The sequence below is a fragment of the Methylobacterium sp. D53M genome, from assembly GCF_053345625.1.
The window spans coordinates 583,346-610,251 of the sequence record NZ_JBKFAL010000002.1; the positions used below are offsets into that span (position 1 = coordinate 583,346).

General features: G+C 72.1%; 23 protein-coding genes. 13 read left to right on the plus strand and 10 right to left on the minus strand.

Annotated features, from left to right (window positions below; translation table 11 throughout):
* Positions 1 to 175 precede the first annotated feature (175 nt).
* The 4 genes from ACLBYG_RS07085 to ACLBYG_RS07100 all read left to right on the plus strand — a co-directional run bounded on the left by ACLBYG_RS07085 (position 176) and on the right by ACLBYG_RS07100 (position 5,274).
* The gene (locus tag ACLBYG_RS07085) at positions 176 to 3,550 is read left to right on the plus strand and encodes a hybrid sensor histidine kinase/response regulator (protein WP_447681003.1); all 3,375 of its coding nucleotides are present in this window, start codon (positions 176 to 178) and stop codon (positions 3,548 to 3,550) included.
* The gene (locus ACLBYG_RS07090; protein ID WP_447681004.1) at positions 3,543 to 4,460 is read left to right on the plus strand and encodes a response regulator transcription factor; all 918 of its coding nucleotides are present in this window, start codon (positions 3,543 to 3,545) and stop codon (positions 4,458 to 4,460) included. Before ACLBYG_RS07085 ends, ACLBYG_RS07090 begins: the two co-directional genes overlap by 8 nt.
* A gap of 143 nt (positions 4,461 to 4,603) precedes the next feature.
* Positions 4,604 to 4,840, plus strand: coding sequence for a hypothetical protein (locus tag ACLBYG_RS07095; protein ID WP_020092961.1), 237 nt, complete (start codon positions 4,604 to 4,606; stop codon positions 4,838 to 4,840).
* Between the two features lie 47 nt (positions 4,841 to 4,887).
* On the plus strand, positions 4,888 to 5,274 hold the full coding sequence (locus tag ACLBYG_RS07100) for a DUF6894 family protein (protein WP_091678986.1): 387 nt from the start codon (positions 4,888 to 4,890) through the stop codon (positions 5,272 to 5,274).
* Positions 5,275 to 5,280: 6 nt separating this feature from the next.
* Here ACLBYG_RS07100 and ACLBYG_RS07105 read toward each other — a convergent pair whose 3' ends face one another.
* Positions 5,281 to 5,724, minus strand: coding sequence for a DUF488 domain-containing protein (locus tag ACLBYG_RS07105; RefSeq protein ID WP_020092959.1), 444 nt, complete (start codon positions 5,722 to 5,724; stop codon positions 5,281 to 5,283).
* A gap of 202 nt (positions 5,725 to 5,926) precedes the next feature.
* Here ACLBYG_RS07105 and ACLBYG_RS07110 point away from each other — a divergent pair, with 202 nt between their 5' ends.
* Positions 5,927 to 6,811, plus strand: coding sequence for a glycoside hydrolase family 25 protein (locus ACLBYG_RS07110; RefSeq protein WP_020092958.1), 885 nt, complete (start codon positions 5,927 to 5,929; stop codon positions 6,809 to 6,811).
* A gap of 134 nt (positions 6,812 to 6,945) precedes the next feature.
* The gene (locus ACLBYG_RS07115) at positions 6,946 to 7,719 is read left to right on the plus strand and encodes a Crp/Fnr family transcriptional regulator (protein WP_020092957.1); all 774 of its coding nucleotides are present in this window, start codon (positions 6,946 to 6,948) and stop codon (positions 7,717 to 7,719) included.
* A gap of 28 nt (positions 7,720 to 7,747) precedes the next feature.
* Here ACLBYG_RS07115 and ACLBYG_RS07120 read toward each other — a convergent pair whose 3' ends face one another.
* The 4 genes from ACLBYG_RS07120 to ACLBYG_RS07135 are packed head-to-tail and all read right to left on the minus strand — an operon-like array spanning position 7,748 to position 11,017.
* Positions 7,748 to 8,521, minus strand: coding sequence for an ABC transporter ATP-binding protein (locus tag ACLBYG_RS07120; protein ID WP_132366062.1), 774 nt, complete (start codon positions 8,519 to 8,521; stop codon positions 7,748 to 7,750).
* Positions 8,521 to 9,573: a FecCD family ABC transporter permease gene (locus tag ACLBYG_RS07125; RefSeq protein WP_447681005.1), complete on the minus strand. Its 1,053-nt coding sequence runs from the start codon at positions 9,571 to 9,573 to the stop codon at positions 8,521 to 8,523. The genes ACLBYG_RS07120 and ACLBYG_RS07125 overlap by 1 nt, the downstream gene beginning before the upstream one ends.
* Positions 9,570 to 10,634: an iron ABC transporter substrate-binding protein gene (locus ACLBYG_RS07130; protein WP_447681006.1), complete on the minus strand. Its 1,065-nt coding sequence runs from the start codon at positions 10,632 to 10,634 to the stop codon at positions 9,570 to 9,572. Before ACLBYG_RS07130 ends, ACLBYG_RS07125 begins: the two co-directional genes overlap by 4 nt.
* On the minus strand, positions 10,634 to 11,017 hold the full coding sequence (locus ACLBYG_RS07135) for a VOC family protein (protein WP_447681007.1): 384 nt from the start codon (positions 11,015 to 11,017) through the stop codon (positions 10,634 to 10,636). The genes ACLBYG_RS07130 and ACLBYG_RS07135 overlap by 1 nt, the downstream gene beginning before the upstream one ends.
* 239 nt (positions 11,018 to 11,256) lie before the next feature.
* Between ACLBYG_RS07135 and ACLBYG_RS07140 the strand changes: the two genes are divergently transcribed.
* Together ACLBYG_RS07140 and fabI are read left to right on the plus strand one after the other, a co-directional pair.
* Complete coding sequence (locus ACLBYG_RS07140; RefSeq protein ID WP_056531888.1) at positions 11,257 to 12,177, plus strand: DnaJ C-terminal domain-containing protein; 921 nt, start codon at positions 11,257 to 11,259, stop codon at positions 12,175 to 12,177.
* A gap of 129 nt (positions 12,178 to 12,306) precedes the next feature.
* Entirely contained in the window at positions 12,307 to 13,131 is an 825-nt protein-coding gene (fabI, locus tag ACLBYG_RS07145) for an enoyl-ACP reductase FabI (RefSeq protein ID WP_043381765.1), read from the plus strand.
* 55 nt (positions 13,132 to 13,186) lie between these two features.
* On the opposite strand, the gene ACLBYG_RS07150 is transcribed toward fabI, so the two are convergent.
* Together ACLBYG_RS07150 and ACLBYG_RS07155 are read right to left on the minus strand one after the other, a co-directional pair.
* A complete protein-coding gene (locus tag ACLBYG_RS07150) occupies positions 13,187 to 14,341 on the minus strand; it encodes an AAA family ATPase (RefSeq protein WP_447681008.1) in 1,155 nt (384 codons plus the stop codon).
* A 16-nt stretch (positions 14,342 to 14,357) separates the two neighbouring features.
* Positions 14,358 to 15,350, minus strand: a complete 993-nt coding sequence (locus ACLBYG_RS07155) for a polyphosphate kinase 2 family protein (protein WP_447681009.1) — start codon at positions 15,348 to 15,350, stop codon at positions 14,358 to 14,360.
* A gap of 96 nt (positions 15,351 to 15,446) precedes the next feature.
* Between ACLBYG_RS07155 and ACLBYG_RS07160 the strand changes: the two genes are divergently transcribed.
* The 3 genes from ACLBYG_RS07160 to ACLBYG_RS07170 all read left to right on the plus strand — a co-directional run bounded on the left by ACLBYG_RS07160 (position 15,447) and on the right by ACLBYG_RS07170 (position 21,666).
* Positions 15,447 to 16,034 carry a histidine phosphatase family protein gene (locus ACLBYG_RS07160; RefSeq protein WP_447681010.1) on the plus strand — a complete coding sequence of 196 codons (588 nt, stop codon included), beginning with the start codon at positions 15,447 to 15,449 and terminating at the stop codon, positions 16,032 to 16,034.
* 111 nt (positions 16,035 to 16,145) lie between these two features.
* Entirely contained in the window at positions 16,146 to 20,216 is a 4,071-nt protein-coding gene (locus ACLBYG_RS07165; RefSeq protein WP_447681011.1) for a Pls/PosA family non-ribosomal peptide synthetase, read from the plus strand.
* 295 nt (positions 20,217 to 20,511) lie between these two features.
* Positions 20,512 to 21,666 (plus strand): diguanylate cyclase domain-containing protein, encoded by a 1,155-nt coding sequence (locus ACLBYG_RS07170; protein WP_447681012.1) that lies wholly within the window; start codon positions 20,512 to 20,514, stop codon positions 21,664 to 21,666.
* 17 nt (positions 21,667 to 21,683) lie between these two features.
* Here ACLBYG_RS07170 and ACLBYG_RS07175 read toward each other — a convergent pair whose 3' ends face one another.
* The gene (locus ACLBYG_RS07175) at positions 21,684 to 23,159 is read right to left on the minus strand and encodes a methyl-accepting chemotaxis protein (RefSeq protein WP_447681013.1); all 1,476 of its coding nucleotides are present in this window, start codon (positions 23,157 to 23,159) and stop codon (positions 21,684 to 21,686) included.
* Between the two features lie 367 nt (positions 23,160 to 23,526).
* On the opposite strand from ACLBYG_RS07175, the gene ACLBYG_RS07180 reads away from it, so the two are divergent.
* The gene (locus tag ACLBYG_RS07180) at positions 23,527 to 23,733 is read left to right on the plus strand and encodes a SlyX family protein (RefSeq protein WP_020092944.1); all 207 of its coding nucleotides are present in this window, start codon (positions 23,527 to 23,529) and stop codon (positions 23,731 to 23,733) included.
* A 39-nt stretch (positions 23,734 to 23,772) separates the two neighbouring features.
* On the opposite strand, the gene ACLBYG_RS07185 is transcribed toward ACLBYG_RS07180, so the two are convergent.
* Entirely contained in the window at positions 23,773 to 25,206 is a 1,434-nt protein-coding gene (locus ACLBYG_RS07185) for an NAD-dependent succinate-semialdehyde dehydrogenase (protein ID WP_091678962.1), read from the minus strand.
* 101 nt (positions 25,207 to 25,307) lie between these two features.
* Complete coding sequence (locus ACLBYG_RS07190) at positions 25,308 to 26,093, minus strand: class II glutamine amidotransferase (protein WP_056531902.1); 786 nt, start codon at positions 26,091 to 26,093, stop codon at positions 25,308 to 25,310.
* Between the two features lie 320 nt (positions 26,094 to 26,413).
* On the opposite strand from ACLBYG_RS07190, the gene ACLBYG_RS07195 reads away from it, so the two are divergent.
* Positions 26,414 to 26,806, plus strand: a complete 393-nt coding sequence (locus tag ACLBYG_RS07195) for a response regulator (RefSeq protein ID WP_026604893.1) — start codon at positions 26,414 to 26,416, stop codon at positions 26,804 to 26,806.
* The last annotated feature ends 100 nt before the right edge of the window (positions 26,807 to 26,906 follow it).

The window sequence follows — 26,906 nt, forward strand, 5'->3', positions numbered from 1 at the left end:
GGTCTTGCATGCGCCGCACCATCGCGGCGGAATACTTTGAGGTCGGGGTGGCTGAGAGCGCGAATAGTGGGAGCACCGCTCCGGTGCCCGGTCTTTCGCGCGCGCGCGCGTCGCGCGGCCGCCCGTGCGCGACGCTGCCCGGGCACGACGGGCTGATCGTCCCGGCCGGGGCCCGATGAGCGGTCCGCAGCGCATCATCCCCATCCGCCGGGACTACAACCGCTTCGTCGCCGACGAGACACTGGAGGATTACGCCCTCCGCTTCACCGCCAAGAAGGCGCGGCGCTGGTCGAGCCTCGAGGTGGCGCAGACGGCCCTCGGCTCGATCTCGTTCCTCGCGCTGGAGGCGATCGGCGGGACGCTGGCGCTCACAGCGGGATTTCCCAACACGGTGGCGGCCGTGCTGGTCGTCGGCCTGATCATCTTCGCCACGGCGGCGCCGATCACGGTCTACGCCGCCCGCTACGGCGTCGACATGGACCTGCTCACCCGAGGCGCCGGCTTCGGCTATCTCGGCTCGACCGTCACCTCGCTGATCTACGCGAGCTTCACCTTCCTGTTCTTCGCCATCGAGGCGGCGATCATGGCTCTGGCGCTGCAGCTCTGCTTCGGGCTGCCGCTCGGCGTCGGCTACCTGCTCTGCGCCGGGGCGGTGATTCCCCTCGTCGTCTACGGGATCCGGCTGATCAGCCGGTTCCAGATCTGGACGCAGCCGATCTGGATCGGGTTGAGCCTGCTGCCGCTGATCTTCGTGGCGGCGCAGGGCGCGGGGCCGCTGCGGGCGCTCGCCGGCTACCCGGGCCTCGACGGCGCCGGGGGCGGCTTCGACCTCGCGCGCTTCGGTCTCGCCACCGGGGTCCTGCTGGCGCTGCTCGCCCAGGTCGGCGAGCAAGTCGACTTCCTGCGCTTCGTGCCGGAGCCGCGGGGCCCGCGCGACCGCCGCTGGTGGCTCGCCGTTCTCTCGGGCGGCGCCGGCTGGATCCTGCCCGGGATGCTGAAGATCCTGCTCGGCGCCGCGCTGGCGGTCCTGGCGCTGGGGCGCGGCGTCCCCGCCGAGCACGCCGCCGAGCCGACCCGCATGTACGCGGTGGCCTTCGGCTACCTGACGGGGGAGGGGAGCCGGGCGGCGCTGCTGCTCACCGGGCTGTTCGTCCTCGTGTCGCAGCTCAAGATCAACCTGACCAACGCCTATGCCGGCTCGATCGCGTGGTCGAACTTCTTCTCGCGCCTGACCCACAGCCATCCGGGACGGGTGGTCTGGCTCGTGTTCAACGTCGCCATCGCGGTGCTCCTGATGGAGCTCGGCATCGACAAGACCATCGAGAGCACCCTGCCACTCTACGCCTCCGTGGTCTCGGCCTGGGTCGGCGCGCTCGCCGCCGACCTCGCGGTCAACAAGCCGCTCGGACTCTCGCCCCCGGGCATCGAGTTCAAGCGCGCCCATCTCTACGCGGTGAATCCCGTGGGGACCGGCGCCATGGCGCTATCCCTCGCGGCCGGGGGCGCGGCCTATGTCGGCTGGCTCGGCGCGACCCTGCAGCCCTTCGCGCCATTGCTGACCCTGGCGATCGCGTTCTGCGCCGCGCCGGCGATCGCCTGGGCGACGGCGGGGCGCTGGTACCTGGCGCGGGTCCCGAAGCGGGATTGGGGCGCGGCCGAGGTGGTCTGCCGGGTCTGCGAATTGCCCTTCGAGGGCGAGGACATGGCCCATTGTCCGGCCTACGACGCCCCGATCTGCTCCCTCTGCTGCTCGCTCGACGCCCGCTGCGGCGACCTGTGCAAGCCCCACGGGCGCCTGGAGGTGCAGGCGCAGGCCGCCGTCGCGCGGATCCTGCCGGGCCGCACCGCTGCCTGGATCGGCGCGCCACTGGGCCGCTACCTCGCGGTGATGCTGACGCTCTGCGCGGTGATCGGCCTGATCCTCGGCATCGTGCACGCGGGCGCGACGATCGCCCACCCGGAGAATCGCGAGTTCCTGCGCACGGCGCTGACCAGCGTGTTCTTCACCCTGGTGGTGATCCTCGGCGTCGTGGCGTGGCTCTTCGTGCTCGCCCAGGAGAGCCGGCGCGTCGCCCAGGCCGAGACGATGCGCCAGACCGCGCTCTACCAGGCCGAGATCGCCGCCCATAAGATCACCGACGCCAAGCTGCAGGAGGCCAAGGAGCGGGCTGAGGCCGCCAACCAGGCCAAGAGCCGCTACGTGGTCGGGATCAGCCACGAGCTGCGCACGCCGCTCTCCACCGTGCTCGGCTACGCCCAGCTCCTCGAATCCGACCCCGCGATCCCGGCCCACCGCGTCAACGGCCTGCGGGTGATCCGGCGCAGTGCCCAGCACCTGTCAGGCCTGATCGACGGCCTCCTCGACATCTCGCGCATGGAGGCCGGGCGCCTCCAGATCCACCGCGACGAGGTCAGGCTGACCGACTTCCTCGACCAGCTGGTCGACATGGTCCGCCTCCAGGCGCGGGAGGCCGGACTGGAGTTCCGGTTCTCAAGGCCCGAGATCCTGCCGGCGGTGGTCGCCACCGACGAGAAGCGCCTGCGACAGGTGCTGCTCAATCTCCTGTCGAACGCCATCAAGTTCACGGAAGCCGGCACCGTCTCGCTGGACCTCAGCTACCGGAGCCAGATCGCGGTGTTCACGATCCGCGATACCGGGCCGGGCATCCCGGAGGCGGACCTCGCGCGGATCTTCGAGCCGTTCGAGCGCGGCTCGACCCCGGCCGCCCGCAGCACGCCGGGGACCGGGCTCGGGCTCACCATCGCCAACCTGCTGGCGCAGCTCCTGGGCGGCGAGATCACCGTGACCGCCGCCCCCGGCGGCGGCACGCAGGCGCGGCTGCGCCTGATGCTGGCCTCCGTGGCCCAGCCCGCGCCGATCGCCCCGGCCGCGCCGGCCGCACCCCCGGAGCGGGCCTACGCGGGCGCGCGCCGCACCGTTCTGGTCGCCGACGACGACAGCGCTCACCGCGCGCTGATGCGGGCGATCCTGGAGCCGCAGGGCATCTCCGTGCGGGAGGCCGGCTCCGGATCCGAGTGCCTCGCGACGGTCGCGCAAGGCGGCGTCGACCTCGTCCTCCTCGACATCGCGATGCCCGGGATGAGCGGCTGGGCGGCGGCGGCGGCCCTGCGGCAGGCCGGGCATACCGGCCCGATCGCCATGATGTCCGCCAACGTCCACGAGATCAGCCCGACCCGGGGTGACGACGCCCCGCACGACGCGATCTTCGCCAAGCCCTTCGACCTGCGCGACGTGATGGAGTGGATCGGCAAGCTCCTGCACCTCGAATGGACCGAGGGCGCCGCGCCGGGGCGGTCCGGGGCGGCCGCGGCCGCGGCGGACGTCCCGGGGCCGGGGCCCGAGCATGTCGGCGAGCTCCTGCGCCTCGGCCGGATCGGGCATATCCGCGCCATAGAGGCCAAGCTGACCCAGATGGAGCAGGACGCGACGGTGCCGCCCGCTTTCGTCGCCCGGATGCGCGGGCTCGTCGAGGGATACGACCTTCGCCGCTACCTCGCGGTCCTGCAGGAACTCGCCCGCCATGACTGAGGTGCCGAAGGTCCAGCCGCACCGGGACATCGTCCTGGTGATCGACGATTCGCCCGACACGCTGAGCTTCCTCACCGAGGCGATCGAGCGGTCCGGCGCCACCGTGCTGGTCGCGGTCGGCGGCGACCTCGCCCTGACCCTGGTGGACGAGATCACCCCCGACGTGATCCTCCTCGACGCGGTGATGCCGGGCCTCGACGGGTTCGAGACCTGCCGGCGGCTCAAGGCCAAGCCGCAGCTCGCCGGCGTGCCGGTGATCTTCATGACCGGGCTGAGCGAGACCGAGCACATCGTGAAGGGGCTCTCCGCCGGCGGGATCGACTACGTCACGAAGCCCATCGCCCCCGACGAGATCCTGGCCCGGATCCGCGTGCATCTCGCGAGCGCCCGCGCCGCGCAGAGCGCCCGGACCGCCCTCGACACGGCCGGGCGGACCCTGTTCGCGGTCGCCGAGGACGGCACGATCCTGTGGTCGACCCCGCAGGCCGGACGCCTGCTCGCCGGGCTCGGCGCGGTACCCTCCGGCGCCCCCGCGCTGCCCGCCGGCGCCCGCGAGTGGCTGCGCGGTTGCCTCGCCGGCGCCGCCCAGCCCCTCGCGCTGACCGATCGCGACGGCGTCGCCTACGCCCTGAGCTTCATCGGCCGCACCCCGGACGAGATCCTGCTCCGCCTGTCGCGCGACGCGCTGTCGGCGGGGGTCGAGCGGCTGCGGGTGCGCCTGCCGGTCACCGGGCGCGAGGCGGAGGTCCTCCTCTGGCTGTCCCGGGGCAAGTCGAGCCGCGACATCGGCGAGATCCTCGGGCTCAGCCACCGGACCGTGACGAAGCACCTCGAGAGCATCTACGCGAAGCTCGGCGTGGAGAACCGCACGGCCGCCTCGATCATCGCGGCGCGGCACCTGCAGGATTGAGCCCGCGCGGAGGCCTGTCGGCAGGGTTGCGCCGGCCGCGGATCCCCAAGCTTGTCCACAGGCGTCGATCCCCGGCGAAACGCCTTGGTAAGCCCCGCCGCCCCACGGTCCCGGCTCAGCCCGACAAGCCGAGTCCGGATGCGATGATGACCAGCCAGCAGCTCGCCGACGAACTGAAGCGGATCGCCACCACCCAGGTCAGCGACATCACGCGGGCGGTGAAGGAAGGCCAGAAGTCGATCGCCCTCAACGAGGTGCGGGACATGGCGCGGCGCCTCGGCCTGCTCGCGGACGCCTTCGATCCGAAATCCGCGGCCGAGAGATCCGAGGCCGACGGCGCGAGCGTCGCCGAAGCGGTCGACGACGCCCAGGCCGCCTGACACCCGTTGCCGGCGGCGCCCCGCCGGTCCCCTCCCAGGAGCGCTCCATGGTTCGCGCGCACTTCACCATCCGCCTCGGCAACGCCTCGCTCCCGGCCTCGGCGGCCCAGTGGGTCGAGGATGTCGAGGCCGCCCGGTCGACCGCGCGCACGATCGTGCAGGGGCTGATGCGTCAGCACGGCGGCGACCCGCGCCTCATGGAGGCCGCGATGGTGATCACCGGCGACGACGGTGCCGTGCTGCTCGAGATGTCCTTCTTCGACACGCTGTACCTGCCGGTCGAGCCGGTGCCCGACGCCGACCGGCGCCGGCCGCGCGCGCCCCGCGGGGCCGCGCCGCGGGGACTGACGGCCGCCCTCGGCCCGGTCCGGCGCCTCGCCGGCGCGCTGGGCATGCGCGCGCAGCCGCAGCCGCGACCGCTGCCCGGGCGCTGAGACGCTTCAGCCGTAGAGATCGCTGACCACGAAGCCCCGCGGCGCGAGGCGCTCGGCCAGCACGCGCCGGTGGCAGCCGGCCGGATCGCGCTCGAAGCAGAGCAGGCAGATCGGCGACGCCTCGGCGAGCGCGGCGAGTTCGTCGAGCGCCGCGATCCCGGCAGCGGTGTCCAGCACTTCCTCGCAGTAGATCCGGCGCATCAGCGCCGCGTCCCCGGCCCGCGCCGCCTGCCGGCCGGATTTCGGGGTGCCGAGGCTGCGCAGATGCGCGTAGCCGAGCCCGGCCTCGCGCAGGGAGGTGCCGAGCGCGCCCTTCGAGAAGCCGCGCTTGCGCGAGTTCGCCACCGCCCGGACATCCGCCAGCACCGCGACCCCGGCCGAGCGCAGGACGCCGACGAGGCGCTCCGAGTCGAGGCCTTCGTAGCCTATGGTAAAGAGTTGCTTACTCACGGCGCCCCGTCCGGACTCGCGTTGCGGGACCGCGACTTAGCCGTATGCGGCCCTGTGAACCAGCCGGGGATCGACGCCGTATGTCGCGGGGATGCAACGCGTCCCGGAATTCCGCCGCAATGATCGCAAAGCTCCGTTAACCGCGCCAGGGCCATCGAATACGCCTGTCTGTGGCGCATCTTCGGTGGCGGGCTAAACACTGATGTCGCGGATCTACACGCCTTCGCGGTCACCGATCGAAGATCTCGCTCGGGGCCTGATCAGTCGCCTCAAGCCGGCCCGGCGTCTCGCCGGGCGCTTCGCCGCCGCCGCGATCCTGGCCGGCCTCGCCGCCTGCGCGTCGAACAACGACTTCTATCCGACGAAGGGCGACGCCAAGCCCCATCCGGGCGTGGCCAAGGCCAAGCTTCACCCGATCCAGGGCATCGATATCTCGAAGTGGCAGGGCAACGTCGACTGGGCCTCGGTCCGCGCCGCCGGCACCCAGTTCGCCTTCATCAAGGCCACCGAGGGCGGCGACCACGTCGACGAGCGCTTCCGGACCAACTGGGACGGCGCGGCCCGGGCCGGCGTGCCGCGCGGGGCCTACCACTTCGTGTTCTGGTGCCGCTCCGCCCGGGAGCAGATGGACTGGTTCAAGAAGAACGTCCCCAACGACCCCACCGCCCTGCCGCCGGTCCTCGACGTCGAGTGGAACGGCCACTCGCAGACCTGCCCGAAGAAGCTGCCCAAGGCCCAGGCCCTGGCGATGGTCACCGAGATGCTGGAGGAGATGGAGCGCTACACCGGCAAGCGCCCGATCATCTACACCGACATCACGTTCCACAAGGACGTCCTGGAGGGCGAGCTCCCCGATTACCCGCACTGGCTGCGCTCCACCGCGGCCGAGCCGGAGCAGCGCTTCGTCAACCGCAAGTGGATGCTGTGGCAGTTCACGTCCACGGGCCGGGTTCCGGGCGTGCGCGGCGACGTCGACCGCAACGCCTTCTACGGCACCCCGTCCGAATGGGCCTCGTTCCTGACGACCGACTGCGACCCGCGCGAGCACAAGCGGCTCTCCGAGCAGGGGCTCTGCACGGACAAGTAGATGAAAGGCGTCGGCGAAACCTAGGTTAGTTCAAGGACGTAGAGCGCGGGGTATGGCTGACGAGCCCGCGCACCGGCGGGCGAGCCCGAGAGGATCCTGACGGGAGACTCTCCTCCCGCACCTCTCCGTCCCCCATGCCGATCGACTCTGCCGCCTCCACCGGCAACCTGCTCCTCGACGCGCTGCCGGGTTCGGATCGCGCCCTGATCGCCCCCCACCTGGAGCCGGTGACCTTCGCCAAGGGGGATACAGCGCTGGCGGCGGGCGCCGCGGCGAGCCACGTCATCTTCCCCCGCGACCAGACCGTCGTGGCGCTGATCGTCGCCACGCGGGACGGCCGGACGGCCGAGATCGCGAGCGTCGGGCACGAGGGCGCGATCGGCGGGATCATCGGCGAGGGGCGGCTGCCGCCCGCGGTCAGCGGGCTGGCGCAGATCGGCGGCGCGGCTTTGCGCCTCGACGCGGCGCGGCTCCGGCAGGCCGAGCTCGAGTCATCGACGCTCCGCGACCTGTTCGCGCGCTACGCCGACTGCTTCCTGGCTCAGCTGTTCCAGATCGCGGCCTGCAACGCCCTGCACCCGATCGAACAGCGCTGCCTGCGCTGGCTGCTGTCGCTGCAGGACCGGACGGGCGGCGACACCCTCCCGATCACGCACGAGGTCCTGGCCTCCATGCTGGGGGTCCAGCGGACCTACCTCACGCGGATCCTGCGGGTGCTGCAGGAGCAGGGCCTCATCCGGGTCGGCCGCGGGCGCATCACGATCCTCGACCGCCGGGCGGTCTCGAACGCCGCCTGCGAGTGCCACGCCCGCGTGCGGATGCAGTGCGAGGCGGTGCTCGGCGCGGTTTTCCGGGCCGAGGAGCCCCGCCGCACCGAGCCGGTCGAGACGCTGTCGCGCGCCGGGTGAGGGACCGGCCCGCGATCCGTCGACCACGTCAGGCAACGACCGGCACGCAGACCGGCGCCGCGAGGCCGGGCACCGGCGCCACCACCACGTCGATCCCGTAGATCAGGCGCAGCAGCTCCGGCGTGACCGTCGCGGCGGCGGGTCCGTCGGCGACGAGGCGGCCCGCGTGCAGGGCGATGAGGCGGTCGGCGCAGAGCAGGGCGTGCCCGGGATCGTGCGTCGAGAACAGCACGGCGATGCCGGCCTCGGCGAGGCGGCGGACCTGCCCGAGGACGCGGGCCTGGTTGCCGAAATCGAGGCTCGCGGTCGGCTCGTCCATGACGAGGAGCCGCGGCTCGCCGCTGAGCGCCCGCGCGATCAGCGCGAGCTGGCGCTCGCCGCCGCTGATCTCGGTGTAGACCTGATCGGCGAGATGCCCGATCCCGAGCGCGGCCAGCGCCCGCTCGGCGGCCGCGACGTCCGACGGCCCGGGGGCGGCGAACGGGCCGAGACGGCTCGCCCGGCCCATCACGACGACCTCGCGCACCGTGAACGGGAAGTACGCCGCGTGCGCCTGCGGCACGGCGGCGATGGTGCGGGCGACGGCTTTCCGCGACAGGCGCGACAGGTCGGTGCCGTCGAGGATCACCCGCCCGGCGCGGGCGGGCAGCAGGCCGAGCAGCGTCTGGAACAGCGTGGTCTTGCCGCCGCCGTTCGGCCCGACGAGGCACAGCACCTCGCCGGCGGCGAGGTCGAACGACACGTCGTGGCCGACGATCCGGCTGCCGTAGCCGAAGGCGAGGTCCCGGACCCGGAGCAGCATCAGCTGAAGCCCCGGCGCCCGGACGCCAGCAGCCAGAGGAAGAACGGCGCCCCGACCAGGGCCGTCAGGATGCCGAGGGGCACCTCGACGGTGCCGAGATTGCGGGCGATCAGGTCGACCAGCACGAGGTAGCCCGCCCCGAGAACGAGCGAGGCGGGCAGCAGGCGGCGGTAATCCGGCCCGACCAGCAGCCGGGCGACGTGCGGCACGATCAGCCCGATCCAGCCGATGACCCCGGTCATCGCCACGGCCGCCGCCGTGATCAGGGTCGCGCCGGCGATCAGGACGGGGCGCAGCACCCGCGTCTCCACGCCGAGGGCCCGCGCCTCCGCGTCGCCGAGGCTCATCAGGTTCATGCGCCAGCGCAGCAGCACCAGCGGCACGAGGCCGAGAAGCAGCATCGGCAGGGTGGCGGCGACGTCGCCGAGGGTGACCGAGGAAAGGCTGCCGAGGAGCCAGAAGGTGATCGCCGGCAGCTGGTTGTAGGGATCGGCCAGCACCTTGAGGAGCGAGATGCCCGCCCCGAGCACCGCGCCCACCGCGACCCCGGCGAGGACCAGCGTCAGGACCTGGTCGTGCCGCCGCACGGCGAGGCCGACGCCGTACACCGCCGCGACGGCGCCGAGCCCGCCCAGGAAGGCCAGGGCCTGGATCGGCGCCACCGGCAGGCCGAGATAGATCCCCAGGACGGCGCCGAGCCCGGCGCCGGCCGAGACGCCGAGGATGTCGGGCGAGACCAGCGGGTTGCGGAACAGGCCCTGGTAGGTCGCCCCCGCGGCCGACAGGGCCGCGCCGACGACCAGCGCGGCGATCACCCGGGGCAGGCGCACCTGCATCACGACCGTCTCCGCCGTTGCCGGAACCCGGAGGGGCAGCCCGAGCAGGCGGTGGCCGAGGATCGCGGCGAGGTCGGCGGGCGCGACCGGGTACTTGCCGATCGCCAGCGCCACGGCGGTCAGCGTCAGCAGGGCGAGCCCGGCCAGCAGCGCCGCGGGCAGGCGGAGGCGGCTGCGCGCCCGGATCGTCTCGGCGGCGGCCGGGACGCGACTCACCGCGCCGGGCCCGGGGGGCCGCCAGGCGGCGTCGGGCCGAGGAGGGCGTCGGCCTGACCGAAATTGAGGTCGACATGGTAGAAGCGGCCGTAGAATGCGCGCACCACCTCGGGCATCGGCTGCGGGAACAGGTCCGGATGAAGCCGGGCCGCCAGCCAGCGCAGGCCGATCAGCCGGTTGACCCCCGGCGGGGCGTCGAACCACGGGAAAGGCTGGAGCGGCGCCACGTAGACCCGCCCGGTCTGCACGGCCCGGACGTCCCGCCACAGCGGGTCGGCGCGCAGCCCGGCCGCGAAGGCCGGGTCGAGGGTGACGATCACGTCGGGGTTCCAGGCGAGCACCTGCTCGGGCGAGACGTTGCCGAGGCGGCCGCCCCCGTCCTGCGCGACGTTGCGGCCGCCGGCGGCCTCGACCAGCTCGGTGTTGATCGAGCCGGCGAACCCCGTCTCCAGCCCGCGCGGTCCGCGCGCGTAGTAGACCCGCGGCCGCTTGTCCTCCGGGACCGTCGCGACGGCGCGGTCCACCGTGTCGGCGAGGCTCTGGGCCTCCGCTGCCAGGGCGTCCGCGTCGGACTGACGGCCCAGGGCCGCGCCGAGCTGCCGATACGCCTCCGGGGTCTTCGCGAAGCTGCCGTCGAGCAGGATGTAGGGGATCCCGGTCTGGGCCTGGACCCGGTCGGCGAGCGACGCGTAGGTCGGCCCGAGGCTGCCCGAATCCACGATCAGGTCCGGCTTGGCGGCCAGCACCGCCTCGACATTCGCCGTGCCGCCGCGCCCGGTCAGGCGGCCGTAGGCGGGGAGGGCCCGGGTCCGGGGCGCGAGGAAGGGCAGCGCCTCGGGATGCGGGGCGCTCACCCAGCCGGCCATGAGGTCGGGCGCCAGCGTGTAGAGGAGCACCGCGGCCGGCGGTCCCGCGGCGAGCACTCGCCCGACCCGTTCGGGGAGTTCGACCGTGCGGCCGGCCGCGTCCGTGAACGGGCGCGCCGCCGCCCCGCCGGACGCCGCCAGCAGCAGGATCAGCGCCGCGGTGAGGGCGCGGCGGCGCGCGGGTCGCGGCGCCATCAGGCGGATTTCCGCTCCAGGATCTCGATCAGCGCCCCGTCGGGGCCCTCCACGAAGGCGATCCGCAGGCCGGGGCCGCGCTCCGTGATGCCGGTCCGCACGGGCACGCCCCGGGCGGTGAGATCGGCCATCGCGGCCTCGATGTCGGCGACGCGCAGCCCGAAATGCTCGATTCCGAGGCAGGGCGTGGCGGTCGCCGGCGCGATCTCGTCCGGGGCCTGCTCGATGAAGACGGTGAGGCCGCCGAGGTCGAGCACGACGCGCTGCACCGGGTCCGCGCCGACGCGCTTCACCTCCCGGGCCCCGAAGGTCTCGACGTAGAAGGAGGCGGCCGCGACGGCGTCGCGGCTGCGCAGGTGGAGGTGGTCGCAGGCGTAGTGCATCGGCTCTCCGGCCCCGGATGATGTGGGCGGGAGCGGCCTCTGGGTCGTCCCACCCAAGGCGCCGTCGCGCGCCGCGTCCGACGATAGGGCCCGCGCGGAGCTGCGGCGAGGGCGACCGCTTGACGTTCGCCACGAACCCGCAGACTTTCGCCGCCAGAACCGTTGCAGGGATGCAACATCCATCCCACATCCCGGTTGCGAACCCACATCGCACAGCCAACCGCACAGCCAAGAGATCCATGCGCAATCCCTACGACGTGCTGGGCGTGGCCAAGGGGGCGAGCGAGGCCGAGATCAAGAAGGCCTATCGCAAGCTCGCCAAGGACTTCCACCCCGATCGCAACAAGAACGACGCCAAGGCCAAGGACCGGTTCGCCGAGGCGAATTCGGCCTACGAGATCCTGGGCGATTCCGAGAAGCGCAAGCAGTTCGACCGCGGCGAGATCGACGCCGAGGGCAAGCCGCGCGCGACCGGCTTCGAGGGGTTCGGCGGCTTCGGCGGCGGGCGCGGGGGCAATTTCGATTTCGAGAACATGGCGCGCGCGCAGCGCGGCGGCGGTGGCGGGATGGGTGAGGACATCTTCTCGCACATCTTCGGGGAGGCCTTCCGCGCCGGCGGGGCCGGTCCGGGCGGCCAGCGTCAAGCGGCCAGGGGCGAGGACGTCGCCGCGGAGCTGCTGGTGACGCTGGAGCAGGTCGCCAGCGAGGAGAAGCTGCGCCTCGCCCTGCCCACGGGCCGTGAGGTCGACGTCGTGATTCCCCGCGGCGTGGTCGACGGCCAGACCATCCGGCTTCGCGGCCTCGGCCAGAGTGGCGGCCTCCGGGCCGAGCCGGGCGACGCCCTCCTCACCATCCGGATCCGGCCGCACCCGCGCTTCACCGTCGAGGGGGCCGACCTGCGCACCAGCGTCGACGTTCCGCTGGAGGATGCCGTGCTCGGCGGCACGATCCGCGTGCCGACCCTCACCGGCGCCGTCGAGATGAAGATCCCGGCGATGACGAGTTCCGGCCGCACCTTCCGCCTGCGCGGCAAGGGTCTGCCGAAGAAGGACGGCACCCGCGGCGACCTGTTCGCCACGACGGCGATCGTCCTGCCGGAGGGTGAGGACGCGGCCCTGACGGAATTCGCCCGCGGCCGGCGTGCCGCCAATGCGGCCTGAGGGCCCCCGCGTGAGCCAGCGGCGCCGTCCTGTCGGCGCTCGGCGGCGTCCCGGACTTCCGTCGCCGGGCCGCCTCCGCTAAGGAGGCCCCCCGGCCCCGAGAGGGGTCGCGCGGCTTCGGGATCGATCATGGCGGAACACGGGCAGGGCCTTCTGGCGGGCAAGCGGGGCATCGTCCTCGGGGTCGCCAACAACCGCTCGATCGCCTGGGGCATCGCCCGCAGCGCCCGCGCCCACGGGGCCGAACTGGCCTTCACCTACCAGGGCGACGCCCTGCGCAAGCGTGTCGAGCCCCTGGCCAAGGAACTCGACGCCCACGTGATCGGGCACTGCGACGTCACCGAGGCGGCCACGATCGACGCGGTCTTCGCGGAGGCCGCGAAGGTCTTCCCCGACGGCATCGACTTCGTCGTCCACTGCGTCGCCTTCTCCGACAAGGACGAGCTGACCGGCCGCTACATCGAGACCTCCGAGGACAATTTCACCAAGTCGCTCCTGGTCTCCTGCTACTCGTTCACCGCCGTGGCCCAGCGCGCCGAGAAGATCATGCGCCCGGGCGGCTCGCTGGTGACGCTGACCTATTACGGCGCCGAGAAGTGGATGCCCCACTACAACGTTATGGGCGTCGCCAAGGCGGCCCTGGAGGCGTCGGTGCGCTACCTCGCGGCCGATCTCGGCCCGAAGAACATCCGGGTCAATGCCATCTCGGCCGGCCCGATCAAGACCCTCGCGGCCTCCGGGATCGGCGATTTCCGCTACATCCTGAAGTGGAACGAGTACAACGCGCCCCTGCGCCGGACCGTGACGATCGGGGAGGTCGGCGAGACCGCGTCCTACCTCGTTTCCGACATGGCGGCCGGCATGACCGGCGAGATCCTCCACGTGGATGCCGGCTACCACGTCGTCGGCATGAAGAATCCCGAGGCACCGGATCTCACCCTCGACAAGGACTGAGACGGGTCGCTCGTCGCGGCGGCCCGGACCTGAGGCGTGAGCGGCCCGGTGCGGCTCACGCGTCCTCCGCCTCGTCGAACTCCCCCGAGAGCGTGAGCCCGTCGATCCAGGTCTCGCCGTCGCGCTTGATGACGGTGCGCGGCCGGACCTTCCCGTGCTCCGCGATGCCGACCGCCAGCCGCTCCGAGTGCGTGACGAGCCAGACCTGCGTGCGCTCCGCGGCCCGCGCGATCAGCCGCGCCAGCGGATCCATGAGATCGGGATGCAGGCTGGTTTCGGGCTCGTTCAGCGCGATGAACGGCGGCAGCCGGTAGCCGAGCAGCGCGCCGGCCAGGGCGAGGTAGCGCAGGGTGCCGTCCGACAGTTCCGGCGGATCGAAGGTCCGGCCCGGGAAGTCGGGGAAGCGCAGGCCGAAGCGCGCGTGACGGCCCGGCTCCGGCAGCACGAGTGCCGCGCCCGGGAAGGCGCCGTCGACGGCCTCGTCGATCTCGGTCGTGTCCTCCCGGATATGCGCCAGGGTGGCGAAGACGGCGGCGAGGTCCGCGCCGTCGGACGCGAGGGTCGGCGTCGTCACCGCGAGGCATGGCCGGCGCAGGGGCGACTCGGCATCCGTCCGGAAATCGTGGTGGAAGCGCCACCCCGCCAGGGCGAGGCGGACCACGGCGATCTCGGGATGGCCGGTGGCGTCGAGGAGGCTGCCGAGGGCGGTCTCGGTCGGCAGCAGGTCGCCGCCGAGGGTGCGCTTGCGGCCCTCCGCGTCCCGGACGAAGCCGCTCCGCCCGTCGCGATCGAGGATCACGGCCGCGCGGCCGCGGGTGCGGACCGTCAGGCGCTCGGCCTTGACCTGCGGCTCCTTCCGGAAGGCGGCGCCGAAGGTCGTCCCGCCGACCTGCTGCACCAGCCCGATCTCGACGGCGTAGACGAATTCCTGCCCGATCGTGTCGTGGCGCAGGGTGGCCGACAGGCGGATCCGCGCCGCCTCGCCCTGCCGCCGGCGGCCGGCCCAGAGGGCGGAGTCCATGCCGCCCTCGGCGGCGAGGTCGCGGGTGAGGGTGCCCCGGGCGGCGGCCTGCAGCAGCTCCAGGGCCCGGTAGAGGTTGGTTTTGCCGGTGCCGTTGCCGCCGACGAAGACCGACAGCGCGTCGACCGGGAAGCCGATCCGCCGCAGCGAGCGGTAGCCCGAGACCGCGACCTCTCGAACCACCAGCATCCCGGATTCTCCCGCGTCAGTCGGGGACCGTCAGATCCGCGATGCCTTTGGCGGCCTCGGGGAATCGCGGGTCCATGGCCTCCAGCGTATCCGCCACGGTCCGGGCAATCACGTAGTTGCGGAACCACTTGTGGTTGGCCGGCACCACCAGCCAGGGCGCCTCGGGCGTCGAGCAGCGGCCGAGGGCGTCCGCGAAGGCCTGCTGGTAGGCGTCCCAGGATTTCCGCTCGACCAGGTCGGCCGGGTCGAACTTCCAGTGCTTCTCGGGGTCGGCGATCCGGGCCTCCAGGCGCCGCTTCTGCTCCGCCTTGGAGATGTGCAGGAAGAACTTCACGACCGTCGTGCCCGACTCGGTGAGCAGGCGCTCGAAATCGTTGATCCGGCCGTAGCGGCTCTGCCAGACCGCGTCCGGCACGAGGCCTTTCACCCGCACGACGAGCACGTCCTCGTAGTGGCTGCGGTTGAACACACCGATCATGCCGCGCCCCGGCACCCGTGCGTGGTAGCGCCACAGGAAGTCGTGATCGAGCTCCTCGCTCGAGGGCACCTTGAACGAGGCCACCGCGCAGCCCTGGGGGTTCACCCCCTTGAGCACCGACCGGATCGTGCCGTCCTTGCCGCCCGTGTCGATCGCCTGGAACACCAGCAGGAGGCTCCGGGCGCGCTCCGCGTAGAGGCGCTCCTGGAGGGCGACGATGCGCGCCCGCTCCTGGGCGAGGGCGTCCTTGGCCCAGTCCTTGTCGAGACCGCCGACGTCGTCGGGATCGACCGTGCCGAGATCGAAGGGCGCCCCCGGTTCGACCGCCACGATGCCGGGCGCCGGGCGGATCGGTACCGGCCCGTACCGGCCGAGCGCCGCCGGGACGGATTCGGCCACGCTGTCGACGCTGCCGGCCCAGCGGGCCGTCGACGGGCGGTGATCCACGGTGGCGCCATGCAGATCAGCCTCACCTGTCATGCCGTCACCGCGTTTGTGGCCGCGATGATGCTTGCCGTGCTTCTTGGACATGGGGCAGGACCTAGTTCCGGATATTGCCGACCGCCGGCGAGAACGGCCGGTAGTCCAGGCTGTTCCGGACGCCTGTGCAGGACGGGGTTGAGACGGTTGGGTACGATCTACTTCATCCGGCACGGCCAGACCGCCTGGAACGCCGAGGGGCGCCTCCAGGGCGGGCGCGACACCGACCTCAATGCCCAGGGGGAGGCACAGGCCGCGGCCGTGGCGGAGCGCCTCGCCGCCGCGGCAGGGCCGGCCCTGGCAGAGGCCGATTTCGTCGCGAGCCCGCTCAAGCGCACCCGGCGCACCATAGAGATCCTGCGGGGCGCCCTCGGCCTGCCGCCCGAGGCGTACCGCGTCGACCCGCGCCTGCGGGAGATCGGTTTCGGCAGCTGGGAAGGCTCCACCTGGGCGGAGATCCGCCGCCGCGACCCGGCCGGGGCCGCCGGCCGCGACCGGGACCGCTGGCACTACCGCCCGCCCGGCCTCGGCGCGGAGAGCTATGCTGGCCTCGTCGAGCGCGTCGGGCCGATGATCGCGGGGCTGGAGCGGGACACGGTCATCGTCGCCCATGGCGGCGTCGCGCGGGCAGCGCTGGTCGCCCTCGGCCACCTCGACGTCTACGCGGCGCCCCGCCTGGGCATCCGCCAGGGCGAGGTCCTGATCCTCGAGCCCGGTGGCTGGCGCTGGGCTTGATCCCGTGCGCCGGCGCAGTGCAAAGCCGCCTCGATAACGGCATGATCGGCAGGCTATAGGGCGGCGGCCAGGACAGGCGCCGGCCCGAGCGGGCGGCCAGCGGAGCAGCGGATGAGCGACGTCGCCGAGAAGACCCGGCCCGGACCGACGGCCGGGGAGCCCGCGCCTCTCGGAGCCGCGGCGGCGATCCTGCGCGGCGACCACCGGCCCGACCTCATCCGCGACGAGGTCCTGGCCGAGATCTTCCTGCACGCGGCCGAGACCCGGCCCGATCATCCCTGCCTGGTCGACGGCGCCGGCGTCGGCGCCGGGGGCGTCCACCCGCACCTGACCTACGCGGAGGTCGCCGCCCGGGCCGGCCGGATCGCCGCTGGCCTCGCCCATCGCGGCATCGGGCCGGGTGACATCGTTGGCCTCTGGATGGCCCGTGGCCCGGACCTCCTCGTGGCGCAGATCGGCATCACGATGTCGGGCGCGGCCTGGCTGCCCTTCGACGCCGAGGCGCCGGCGGACCGGGTGGGCGTGTGCCTCGCCGACGCGGGCGCGAAGGCGCTGCTGGTCTCCCCGGCGCTCGCCGCGGCGGCGCCCGACGTCGCCCCGGCCCTGACGCCCGCCGATCTCGACTCCGGGACGCCCGCCGGCGCGCCGCTGCCCGATCCGCGCGCGGCCGGGCTGACGCCCGAGCACCCCGCCTACCTGATCTACACCTCGGGCTCGACCGGCGTGCCCAAGGGCATCGTCATCAGCCACGCCAACATCTGCCACTTCCTGCGGTCCGGGAACGCCCTCTACGGGATGCGCGCCGACGACGTGGTCTTCCAGGGCGCCTCGGTGGCCTTCGATCTCTCCATGGAGGAGATCTGGGTGCCGTATCTCGTGGGCGCGACCCTGTTCGTGGCGAGCCCCGCCATGATGGGCGACCTGGAATCGCTCCCCGGCATCCTGGAGGCCGAGGGGATTACGGTGCTCGACACCGTCCCGACGCTCCTGGCGATGATCTCCGGCGACCTGCCGCGGGTGCGCCTCGTCCTGCTCGGCGGCGAGGCGCTGCCCGAGCCGCTGATCGCCCGCTGGGCGACCGGCGGCCGCCAGCTGTTCAACACCTACGGCCCGACGGAGGCCACCGTGGTGGCCACCGCGGCCGAGATGCGGCCCGGCGAGCCGGTGACCATCGGCGGCCCGATCCCGAACTACTCCGTCTACGTCGCCGGCGAGGATCTGACCCTGCTCGGCCGAGACCAGCAGGGCGAGCTGCTGATCGGCGGTCCCGGCGTGGCGCGGGGCTACCTCGCCCGTCCCGAGCTGACCGCGGAGAAATTCATCGCCAACCCGTTCGCGTCGGACGGGACCGACCCGGTGCTCTACCGCTCGGGCGACGCGGTCTCCCTCGATGCCGCCGGCCGGATCGTGTTCCACGGCCGGATCGACGACCAGGTGAAGATCCGCGGCTTCCGCGTGGAACTCGGCGAGATCGAGTCCCGGATCCGGGCGGTGCCCGACGTCAACCAGGCCGCCGTCGTGCTGCGGAACGACGACGGCGTCGACCGCCTCGTCGCCTTCCTGATCCCGGAGCGCGGCCGGTCCATCGACGCCGCCGCCCTGCGCCGGACCCTCGCCGGGCAGATGCCGCCCTACATGGTGCCCGGCCATTTCGAGGTGGCCGAGACTTTGCCTCGGCTCACGTCCGGCAAGGTCGACCGCAAGGCGCTCAAGGTCGCCCCGCTCACGGTGGTCGCCGCCGACGGCGAGCAGGAGACGCCCGCCAACGAGACCGAGGCGGCCCTGGTCGCCGCGGCCAAGCAGATCTTCGGCAACCAGCCGATCGCCCTCGAGGGCGACTTCTTCGCCGATCTCGGCGGCCACTCGCTGCTCGCCGCGCGCTTCGTCTCGGCGGTGCGCGAGAACCCGCCGCTGGCCGGGATCACGCTACCGGACGTCTACGCCCTGCGCACCGTGCGGGCGATGGCCGACGCGCTCATCGCCCGGACGGGCGGCATGGGCGCCGGGGCCGCGACCCGCGACCTGAGCTTCGCGCCGCCGCCGCTGCTGCGTCGGGCGCTGTGCGGCCTCGCGCAGCTCGTCGCGCTGCCCTTCGTGATCGCGCTGGCCACCGCGCAGTGGCTCGGCATGTTCGTGACCTACCTGCTGCTCACCGGCGGAGGCCTGAGCTTCTTCGCCGAACTCGGCGTGCTGCTCCTCGTCTACGTGGCGATCAACGGCGTGACCGCGGTCGCGGCGGTCGCCGGCAAGTGGCTGATCCTCGGCCGGACCAAGCCGGGCCGGTACCCGCTCTGGGGCACCTACTATTATCGCTGGTGGCTCGCGCAGCGGCTGGCGCCCCTCGTCCACGTGAAGTGGCTTCAGGGCTCGCCCGCGATCGCCGTCTACCTCCGGCTGATGGGCGCGAAGGTCGGGCGCGACACGCTCATCTCCGACATCGAGATCGGCGCGGCCGACCTCCTGACCATCGGGGACGGCGCGTCCCTGGGCGGCCGCCTCGTCATCGCCAACGCGGAGATCGTCGGCAACGAGCTGGTCATCGGCAGGGTCGAGATCGGCGCGGACGCGGCGGTGGGCACCTCCTGCGTGATCAGCCACGACGCGGTGATCGGGCCGCAGGCGGAGATCGCCGACCTCACCACGATCCCCACGGGCTCGCGGGTGGGCGCGGCCGAGCGGTGGGACGGCTCGCCCGGCCGCAAGGTCGGGATGGCCGACCCCGCGGAGCTGCCCGAACCCGCCGAGGCTTCCTTCGCGCGCCGCGCGGCGTTCATGGCGGCCTACGTGGTGCTGCTCGGCGCGATCCCCGCGGTGGGTCTGCTGCCGATCTTCCCGGCCTTCTTCATCTTCGACCAGATCTCGGACTCGCTCTCCGACATCACCGACATCGACTACCACTGGTACCTGCCGATCCTCACCTGGCCGACCGCCATGCTGATGACCGCCGGCACGGTGCTGCTGATCGCCGGCATCCGCTGGGTGGTGCTGCCGCGGACCCGCTCCGGCACCTACTCGGTCCACTCGCTGTTCTACCTGCGGAAATGGTCGCTGGCGCTCGCCGTCGAGGTCACCCTGGAGACGCTCTCGTCGCTGTTCGCGACCGTCTACATGCGGGCCTGGTACCGGCTGATGGGCGCCAATATGGGCCACGGCGCCGAGATCTCGACCAACCTCGCGGGCCGCTACGACCTCGCCGAGGTCGGCGCGAAGAACTTCATCGCCGACGAGGTGGTGTACGGCGAGGAGGAGATCCGGCGCGGCTGGATGCACCTGGAGCCGGTGCGGACCGGCGCCCGGGTCTTCGTCGGCAACGACGCCGTTGTGCCGCCCGGCGCCGTCATTCCCGACGACGTTCTCATCGGCATCAAGTCGAAGCCGCCCGAGAACGCCGCGATGAGCCCCGGCGAGACGTGGTTCGGCTCGCCGCCGATCCGGCTGCCGGCCCGCCAGAAGGTCGATCTCGGCTCGACCGCCCAGACCTACGAGCCCGGCGCGTGGCCGAAGATCCGGCGCGGCGTCTTCGAGGCCTTCGCGACCTCTTTCTCGCCGATGCTCTACATCACCCTCGCGATCACGGCGATCGACTGGTACTTCTACCCGGCCATCCTAGAGCAGGACTGGTGGGGCCTTGCCTACAGCTTCGTCGGTGCGAGCGTCGCCATCGCGCTGATCCAGTCCTCGGCGGTCATCGCGATGAAGTGGCTGCTGATGGGCGTCTACAAGCCCGGCATGCAGCCGATGTGGTCGTGGTGGGCGATGCGCACCGAGGCGATCGCGGTGGCCTACTGGGGGCTCGCCGGCAAGGTGCTGCTCGAGCACCTCCAGGGCACGCCCTTCCTGCCCTGGGTGCTCCGGCTGTTCGGCGTGAAGGTCGGCAAGGGCGTCTGCATGCTCACCACCGACATCACCGAATTCGACTGCGTCACCATCGGCGACTACGCCACGATCAACCGCGTCTCGGCACTGCAGACGCACCTCTACGAGGACCGGATCATGAAGATCGGCCGCGTCGTCGTCGGGCGCGGCGTCTCGGTGGGTGCGTTCTCGACCGTGCTCTACGACACCAAGGTGGGCGATTTCGCCCGGCTGCGCCCGCTCACCATCGTCATGAAGGGCGAGTCGATCCCCGCCAACACCGAGTGGGAGGGCGCGCCCGCGGTCCCGGTGATCCACCGCGCCTGACGGGCGGGCCGCACCGCGCGTTCCGGCCCCGGCGTTCCGGGGCCGTGCGGGGGCGGGCCCGCGCCGAGGTCAGAGTCGGCGACTCTGCGGCACTCAGCACGAGAGACCCGGCAGGCTCCGGGACGAATATGCCGGTGTACTAGCACCTTCGTCCCGGTTGGCCGTTCTAATCTAGCTTACTGTGGCTTCCGGCAAGATAGAGCGATATACTCTGCCGGCTCGTATCGTTGCTCGGCCATAGTGCGGCGCGACGCGGGGGCGGCTCAACGTCCGGGTCGAGGATAGACAGGCGTCCGTGCAACTCGATCCCGCCACCCTGCTGGTCGTCAGCGCGGCGACGACCTTCCTGGTCGGCACGCTCTTCATGGCCTCGTGGCGGCAGGCGCCCGAATCCCGGGTGCTCGCCTACTGGGGCGCGGCGCATCTCGTGGGCGCGGCCGGATCGGCCGGCCTCGCGCTGCGCAACCAGATCCCCGACCTGATCTCGGTGGGCTTGGCCAATGCCGTGGTGCTCGCCGCCTACGGCCTCATCTGGAGCGGCGTCCGCTCGTTCGAGCACCGCGAGCCGCGGCTGGGTATCGCGACGGCCGGCGCCCTGGGCTGGTGCGTCCTGTGCCTGATCCCGACCTTCTACGCGTCGATCGAGGCCCGCATCATCTACGCCTCGGCGGTGGCGGCGCTCTACTGCTGCGCGGCGACCGCGGAGATCTGGCGCGGTCGCGCCGAGCGGCTCGCCTCCCGGTTCGCCGCCGCCGCCATCCTGGGGCTGCACGGCACCTTCTACGTCGTGCGGATCCCCGCGACGCTGGTGGCGCCGCCGCAGCCGGGTCTCAGCCCGCTCGCGTCGCCCTGGGTGGCGATCCTGTGCTTCGTCACCCTGATGTTCTCGATCGCCTCGGCCTTCACCTTCATGGCGCTGGTCAAGGAGCGGGCCGAGCGCGAGCAGCGCATCGCCGCCTCCACGGACGCGCTGACGGGCGTGCGCAACCGCCGGGCCTTCGCCGGGGCCGCCGCGGACGCGATGGCGCGGCACGGCGACGCCGCCCTGCTGCTGTTCGACCTCGACCGGTTCAAGGCCGTCAACGACCGCTTCGGCCACGGGGTCGGCGACGCGGTCCTCGTCGGCTTCTGCACCATGGCGTCGACCCTGCTGCCGCGGGAGGCCCTGCTGGGCCGCCTCGGCGGTGAGGAGTTCGCGTGCCTCCTGCCGGACGTCTCGCCCGCCGAGGCCCTGGCCCGGGCCGAGGAGCTGCGCCAGACCTTCGCGCAACTCGCGGTTCCCGAGCTTCCGGCCCTGCGCGTCAGCGTCAGTATCGGGATCGCGCAGGCGCGCCCCGGCATCGCGTTCGACCTGCTGATGCAGCGGGCCGACGCCGCTCTCTACGCCGCCAAGAATGGCGGACGAGACCGGATCTCCGTGGCCGATCCGGCCGCCACCCGCGCGGCCTGAGGCCCTGCCGGGCCGGCTCACGCGAGGGCGCGCGCCGCCTCCGAGACCTTGCGCACCGAGGCGTCGACAACGCTCGCCGAGGAGGCGATCTCCGCCATGGCGGTGTGGATCGCCGCGACGCCCTGCGCCGCCGACTGCATGTTCTCGGTCATGTCGCGGGTCACCGCGGCCTGCTCGGTCACGGCCGACGAGACGCTGAGCGAGATCGCGCTGAGTTGCTCGATCGTGGCGCCGATCCCGTCGATCGCCGAGACGGCCCGGGAGGTCTCGGCCTGCACGGCGGCGATCTGGGTTCCGATCTCGCCGGTGGCCTTGGCGGTCTGCTCGGCGAGCGCCTTCACCTCGGCGGCGACGACCGCGAAACCCTTGCCGGCCGCTCCGGCCCGGGCGGCCTCGATCGTGGCGTTCAGCGCCAGCAGGTTCGTCTGGTCGGCGATGGACCGGATCAGGCTCACCGCCGCCCCAATCCGGTCCGCGGCGCCGGTCAGCCCCACGACGATCGCCCCCGCCTCCTCGGCGCGGGAAACGACCAGATCGACGGAGGATTTCGCCTGCATCGCGTGACGGCTGAGTTCCTCGATCGAGGCGGCGAACTCCTCCGAACCCGCAGCGACCGCATCGACGTTGCGGCTTGTCCGGCTCGAGGCCTCCGCGGTCTCGTCCGCCTGCCGGACCACCCGGCTCATCGAATCGCGGATCGCCGCGATGTCGGCGTCGATCGCGCGCTGCCCCTCGACCCGGCGCTGGCGGTCTTCGACCTGCCGGGTCACGTCGGTAGCGAACTTCACCACCGCGCAGGGCTTGCCGTCGGCGTCGAGGATCGGATTGTACGCGCCGAAGATCCAGACGATGCGGCCGTCCTTCCCGATGCGCCGGAACTCGCCCGCCTGATACTCGCCGTTGCCGAGGGCGGTCCAGAACGCCGCGTAGGCGGCGGTCGCCACCTCGGCCTGCGGCAGGAACATCCGGTGATGCCGCCCGCGGATCTCATCCAGCGTGTAGCCCATGGTGGCCAGGAAGTTGGCGTTGGCGTCCGTGATCGTCCCGTCGAGGGCGAAGGTGATCACCGCCTGCGACCGATCCAGGGCCGCGATCTGGCCCGCGTGGCGGGCGTTGCGGGCGCGCTCCTCGGTGATGTCGGTGGCGAGCTTGACCACCTTGGTCGGCCGGCCGCGCCGGTCGAGGATCGGGTTGTACGAGCCCTGGATCCACACGATCTGGCCGGACTTCGTGACGCGGCGGAAGGCGCGGGCCTCGTGCTGGCCTGCGCGCAGCCGGTCCCAGAAGGCGGCGTAGTCCCGGCCCGCGCGGTCGTCCTCCGGAACGAACACCCGGTGGTGCTGGCCGCGCACCTCGTCGAGCGTGTAGCCCAGAAGATCGAGGAACAGAGCGTTCGCGTCGGTGACGGTGCCGTTGAGGTCGAACTCGACCCGCGCCATCGTCCGGTCGATCGCCGCCAGCAGGGCGTCGTCGCGTGAACCAAACATCGCCATCGGAGCCCATGTCCGCCTGATCTGTAGATTTGCGACGAGCATGAAGAGACACGCTTAAAAATCTGTCAATGGCATGCTCTCGCCAGGGTACGGGCTGTCTCGCGCGACTGTAAGTCTGTGTAGCGGACGTCGATGTAGAGAGATGTATTTTCGTGGGCGGCGAGTGATGTCGGCCTATGGATCGTGCCTAGTCGATAGCGAGTTATTGTATCTCGATCTCGCGTGACCGGGGTTGTGCGACCGGTCATGCCTGAGCGCCGCCGCTCCGGTTGCCCGGCTCGCGGTCTGCGATAGGAGGAGGGTGGGGAGCCGGCGGCAGGACGCGCGCGAGGCCGATTCGCATCACGGCACTGACGGGAGACCCGACATGGACGAGGCGACACGGATCGATCGCCTGGAGATGCGCCTGACCGAGCAGGATGCGACGATCGAGGATCTGAACCGGACCGTGACCGAGCAGTGGCGGGTGATCGACCGGCTCGTCCGGCAGCTCGACGCGCTGCGGGAGCAGGTGGAGGAGGCGGCCGCCCGGGCGGCGCCGCGCGGGCCGGAACCGCCGCCGCCGCATTACTGAGGGGAGGGGCCGGCGCGCCGCGGCGCGCCGGCCGGTGCGTCAGAAATTCGCCTGCGTGACGAACTTGGTGACCAAGTAGGCGTCGAGAGCCTCCGGGCCGCCCTCGCTGCCGTAGCCCGAATCCTTGACGCCGCCGAACGGCGTCTCGGGCAGGGCGAGGCCGTGGTGGTTGATCGAGATCATGCCGCTCTCGACCGCGTTCGACACCCGCGCCGCGCGCTCGGCGGAGCGGGTGTAGGCGTAGGCCGCGAGCCCGTAGGGCAGGCGGTTGGCCTCGGTGAGCGCCTCCTCGTCGTCGGAGAACCGGTTGATCATCGCCAGGGGGCCGAAGGGCTCCTCGTTCATGATCCGGGCGGTCAGCGGCACCTCGGTGAAGACCGTCGGCTCGAAGAAGTTGCCCTGGTTGCCGATGCGCTTGCCGCCCGCCCGCAGCGTCGCGCCGCTCGACTCGGCGTCCGCTGCCAGCGCCGTGACGGCGTCGAGGCGCCGCCCGTGGACCAGCGGTCCCATCTTGGTCTCGGGATCGAGCCCGTCGCCGACCTTCACCGACTTGGCGAAGGTGGTGAAGCCCTCGACGAAGCGGTCGAAGACCGAATCGTGCACGAGGAAGCGGGTCGGCGAGACGCAGACCTGGCCGGCATTGCGGAACTTCGAGGGGGCCAGGACGGCCACCGCCTTCTCCACGTCGGCGTCGCCGAACACGATCGCGGGGGCGTGGCCGCCGAGTTCCATCGTGGCGCGCTTCATGTGCTCGCCCGCGAGCGCCGCGAGCTTCTTGCCGACCACGGTCGAGCCGGTGAACGAGATCTTCCGGATGACCGGGTGCGGGATCAGGTAGGCCGAGATGGCTTCGGGATCGCCGTAGACCAGCGAGAGCGCGTCGCCCGGGATGCCCGCATCCAGGAAGGCTCTGACCAGGGCGGCGCAACTCGCCGGCGTGTCCTCCGGGCCCTTCAAGATCACCGTGCAGCCGGTGCAGAGCGCCGCCGAGATCTTGCGGACCGCCTGATTGATCGGGAAGTTCCAGGGCGTGAAGCAGGCCACCGGCCCGACCGCCTCGCGGACCACCGCCTGCAGCACGCCGTCGGCGCGGCCCGGGATGACGCGGCCGTAGGCGCGCTTACCCTCCTCGGCGAACCAGTCGATGATGTCGGCCGCCGCCAGGGTCTCGACACGCGACTCGGCGAGCGGCTTGCCCTGCTCCAGCGTCATGATCCGGGCGATCTCGTCGACCCGGGCGCGCAGCAGGTCGGCCGCCTTGCGCATCACCTTGGCGCGCTCGAAGGGCGCGACTTTGCGCCAGGCCGGGAAGGCGCGGGCGGCGGCCGCCAGGGCCTCGTCGAGATCCGCCGTGGTGGCGACCGCGCACTGGCCGATCGTCTCGCCCGTGGCGGGGTTCAGGACGCCCAGGGTGTCCCGGTCGGCACCCGCGCGCCAGCGCCCGGCGATGTGAAGCTCGGTATCCGGATACATCGGTCGATTCCCGCTCGGCCGCACCATCGGCCGCAGGCGGAATGTGGCGATGTGGCGCGCCCCGGCAATCCCCGCGGCGGCATGGCTGGGGCCGTCTGTATTCAGGCGGCGGCGCGGGCGGGCTCCGGCGCCTCGACGAGCGTCGCGCTCCCGTGGCGGGCGCGCAGGGTCGCGCCCTTCGGGACCACCCGCCAGCCCTCGCGGCAGCCGTCGATGGGCTCCGAGACGACGACGATGCCGCCCGGCCCCTCGCGATAGTACAGGCTCGGCGGCCGGCCGTCGCAGGCCCAGCGATAGGCGGTCAGCGTCTCGCCGTCCGTGAGAAGCGCGGTGAAGCGCAGCGGCTCGCAGACATTCGCCGACTCCATCAACTCGCGGACGGTCTTCAGCGTCCGCGCCATCGCGCCGACGGGGTCCGCCTCGAGGCCGTTGGCGAGCGCCAGGAGGAAGATCGCCTCCGAGTCGGTGCTGCCGCGGCGATGGTCGTAGTAGGAATCCGGGATCAGCGCCTCGAGGCGCCGCTTGATCCGGTGGTAGCCGCCGATCTGGCCGTTGTGCATGAACAGGTGGCGGCCGAACACGAAGGGGTGGCAGTTGGCCCGGGCGGTGGCCGTCCCGGTCGAGGCGCGCACGTGCGCGAAGAACGTCCGCGCCCGCACCTGTCCGCAGAGGTTCACGAGGTTCTCGTCCGACCACGCCGGGGAGATGTCGCGGTAGACACCCGGCTCGGGCCGCTCGGCGTACCAGCCGATGCCGAAACCGTCGCCGTTGGTCTCGGTCTTCCCCTCGTCGGCGTGCAGCGACTGGTGCACCAGCGAGTGGGTCGGCGCGCAGACGAGGTCGGAGAGGAAGACCGGCTCACCGCTGTAGGCGAGGAAACGGCACATGTCGGACGATGATCCTTCAGCTCTGGGCCGCGTTCGATCCGGCGAAACGCCCCGCGCGGGTGGAGACGTTCCGCCGCAGGACGTTAACAGTCGGTCCACTCCGGTGAACAGTTTCTTAACCGCCCGGAAACTGCGCCATTTTCGTGCGTTCCGCATGAAAATGGTGCCGCCTGTCCGCAGGGCAGGCATTCGCCTCCGGAGCGACGCGACTCTTGTGAGCCGCCTCATGAAGGATCAGCATGGCCGAATCGGGGAATCAGAAGCTCGCCTTACAGGCGGCCACCCGACGCGGGGCAAGGCACCGGCAGCAGGAGACTTTGATGGATCGCGCAACGCCCGATAGTTCCGCCCCCGTGGCGCTCGTCGTGGAGGACGATGCGGCTGTGCGCGATCTCGCGACGGCGGTGCTCGAGGAGACCGATCTCGGCGTGATCGCCTGCGAGAGCGCCGAGGCGGCCCTCTCGGTGCTGGAGCGGTCCGACGTGACCGTGGCGCTGCTCTTCGCGGACGTGCGCCTGCCGGGCGCCATGGACGGCGTGTCGCTGGCGCAGGCGGTCAAGCGGCGGTGGCCGGACGTGCGCGTGGTCGTCACCTCGGGCGCGAGCCGGGACGCACGGCTCCCCGATCAGGCGGTCTACATGCAGAAGCCCTGGCGGGCCCTCGACGTGCTGGTCCAGGCCGAGCACGCCACCATGGCCGCCAAGGCGGCCTGAGCTGGCGGCCTGAGCTGGCGGCCTGAGCGCCCGGCGCTCAAAGCTCTTCACGTCATCGCGAGCGCAGAGCCCGGGCTCGGCGCTACAGGCGCGACCTTCC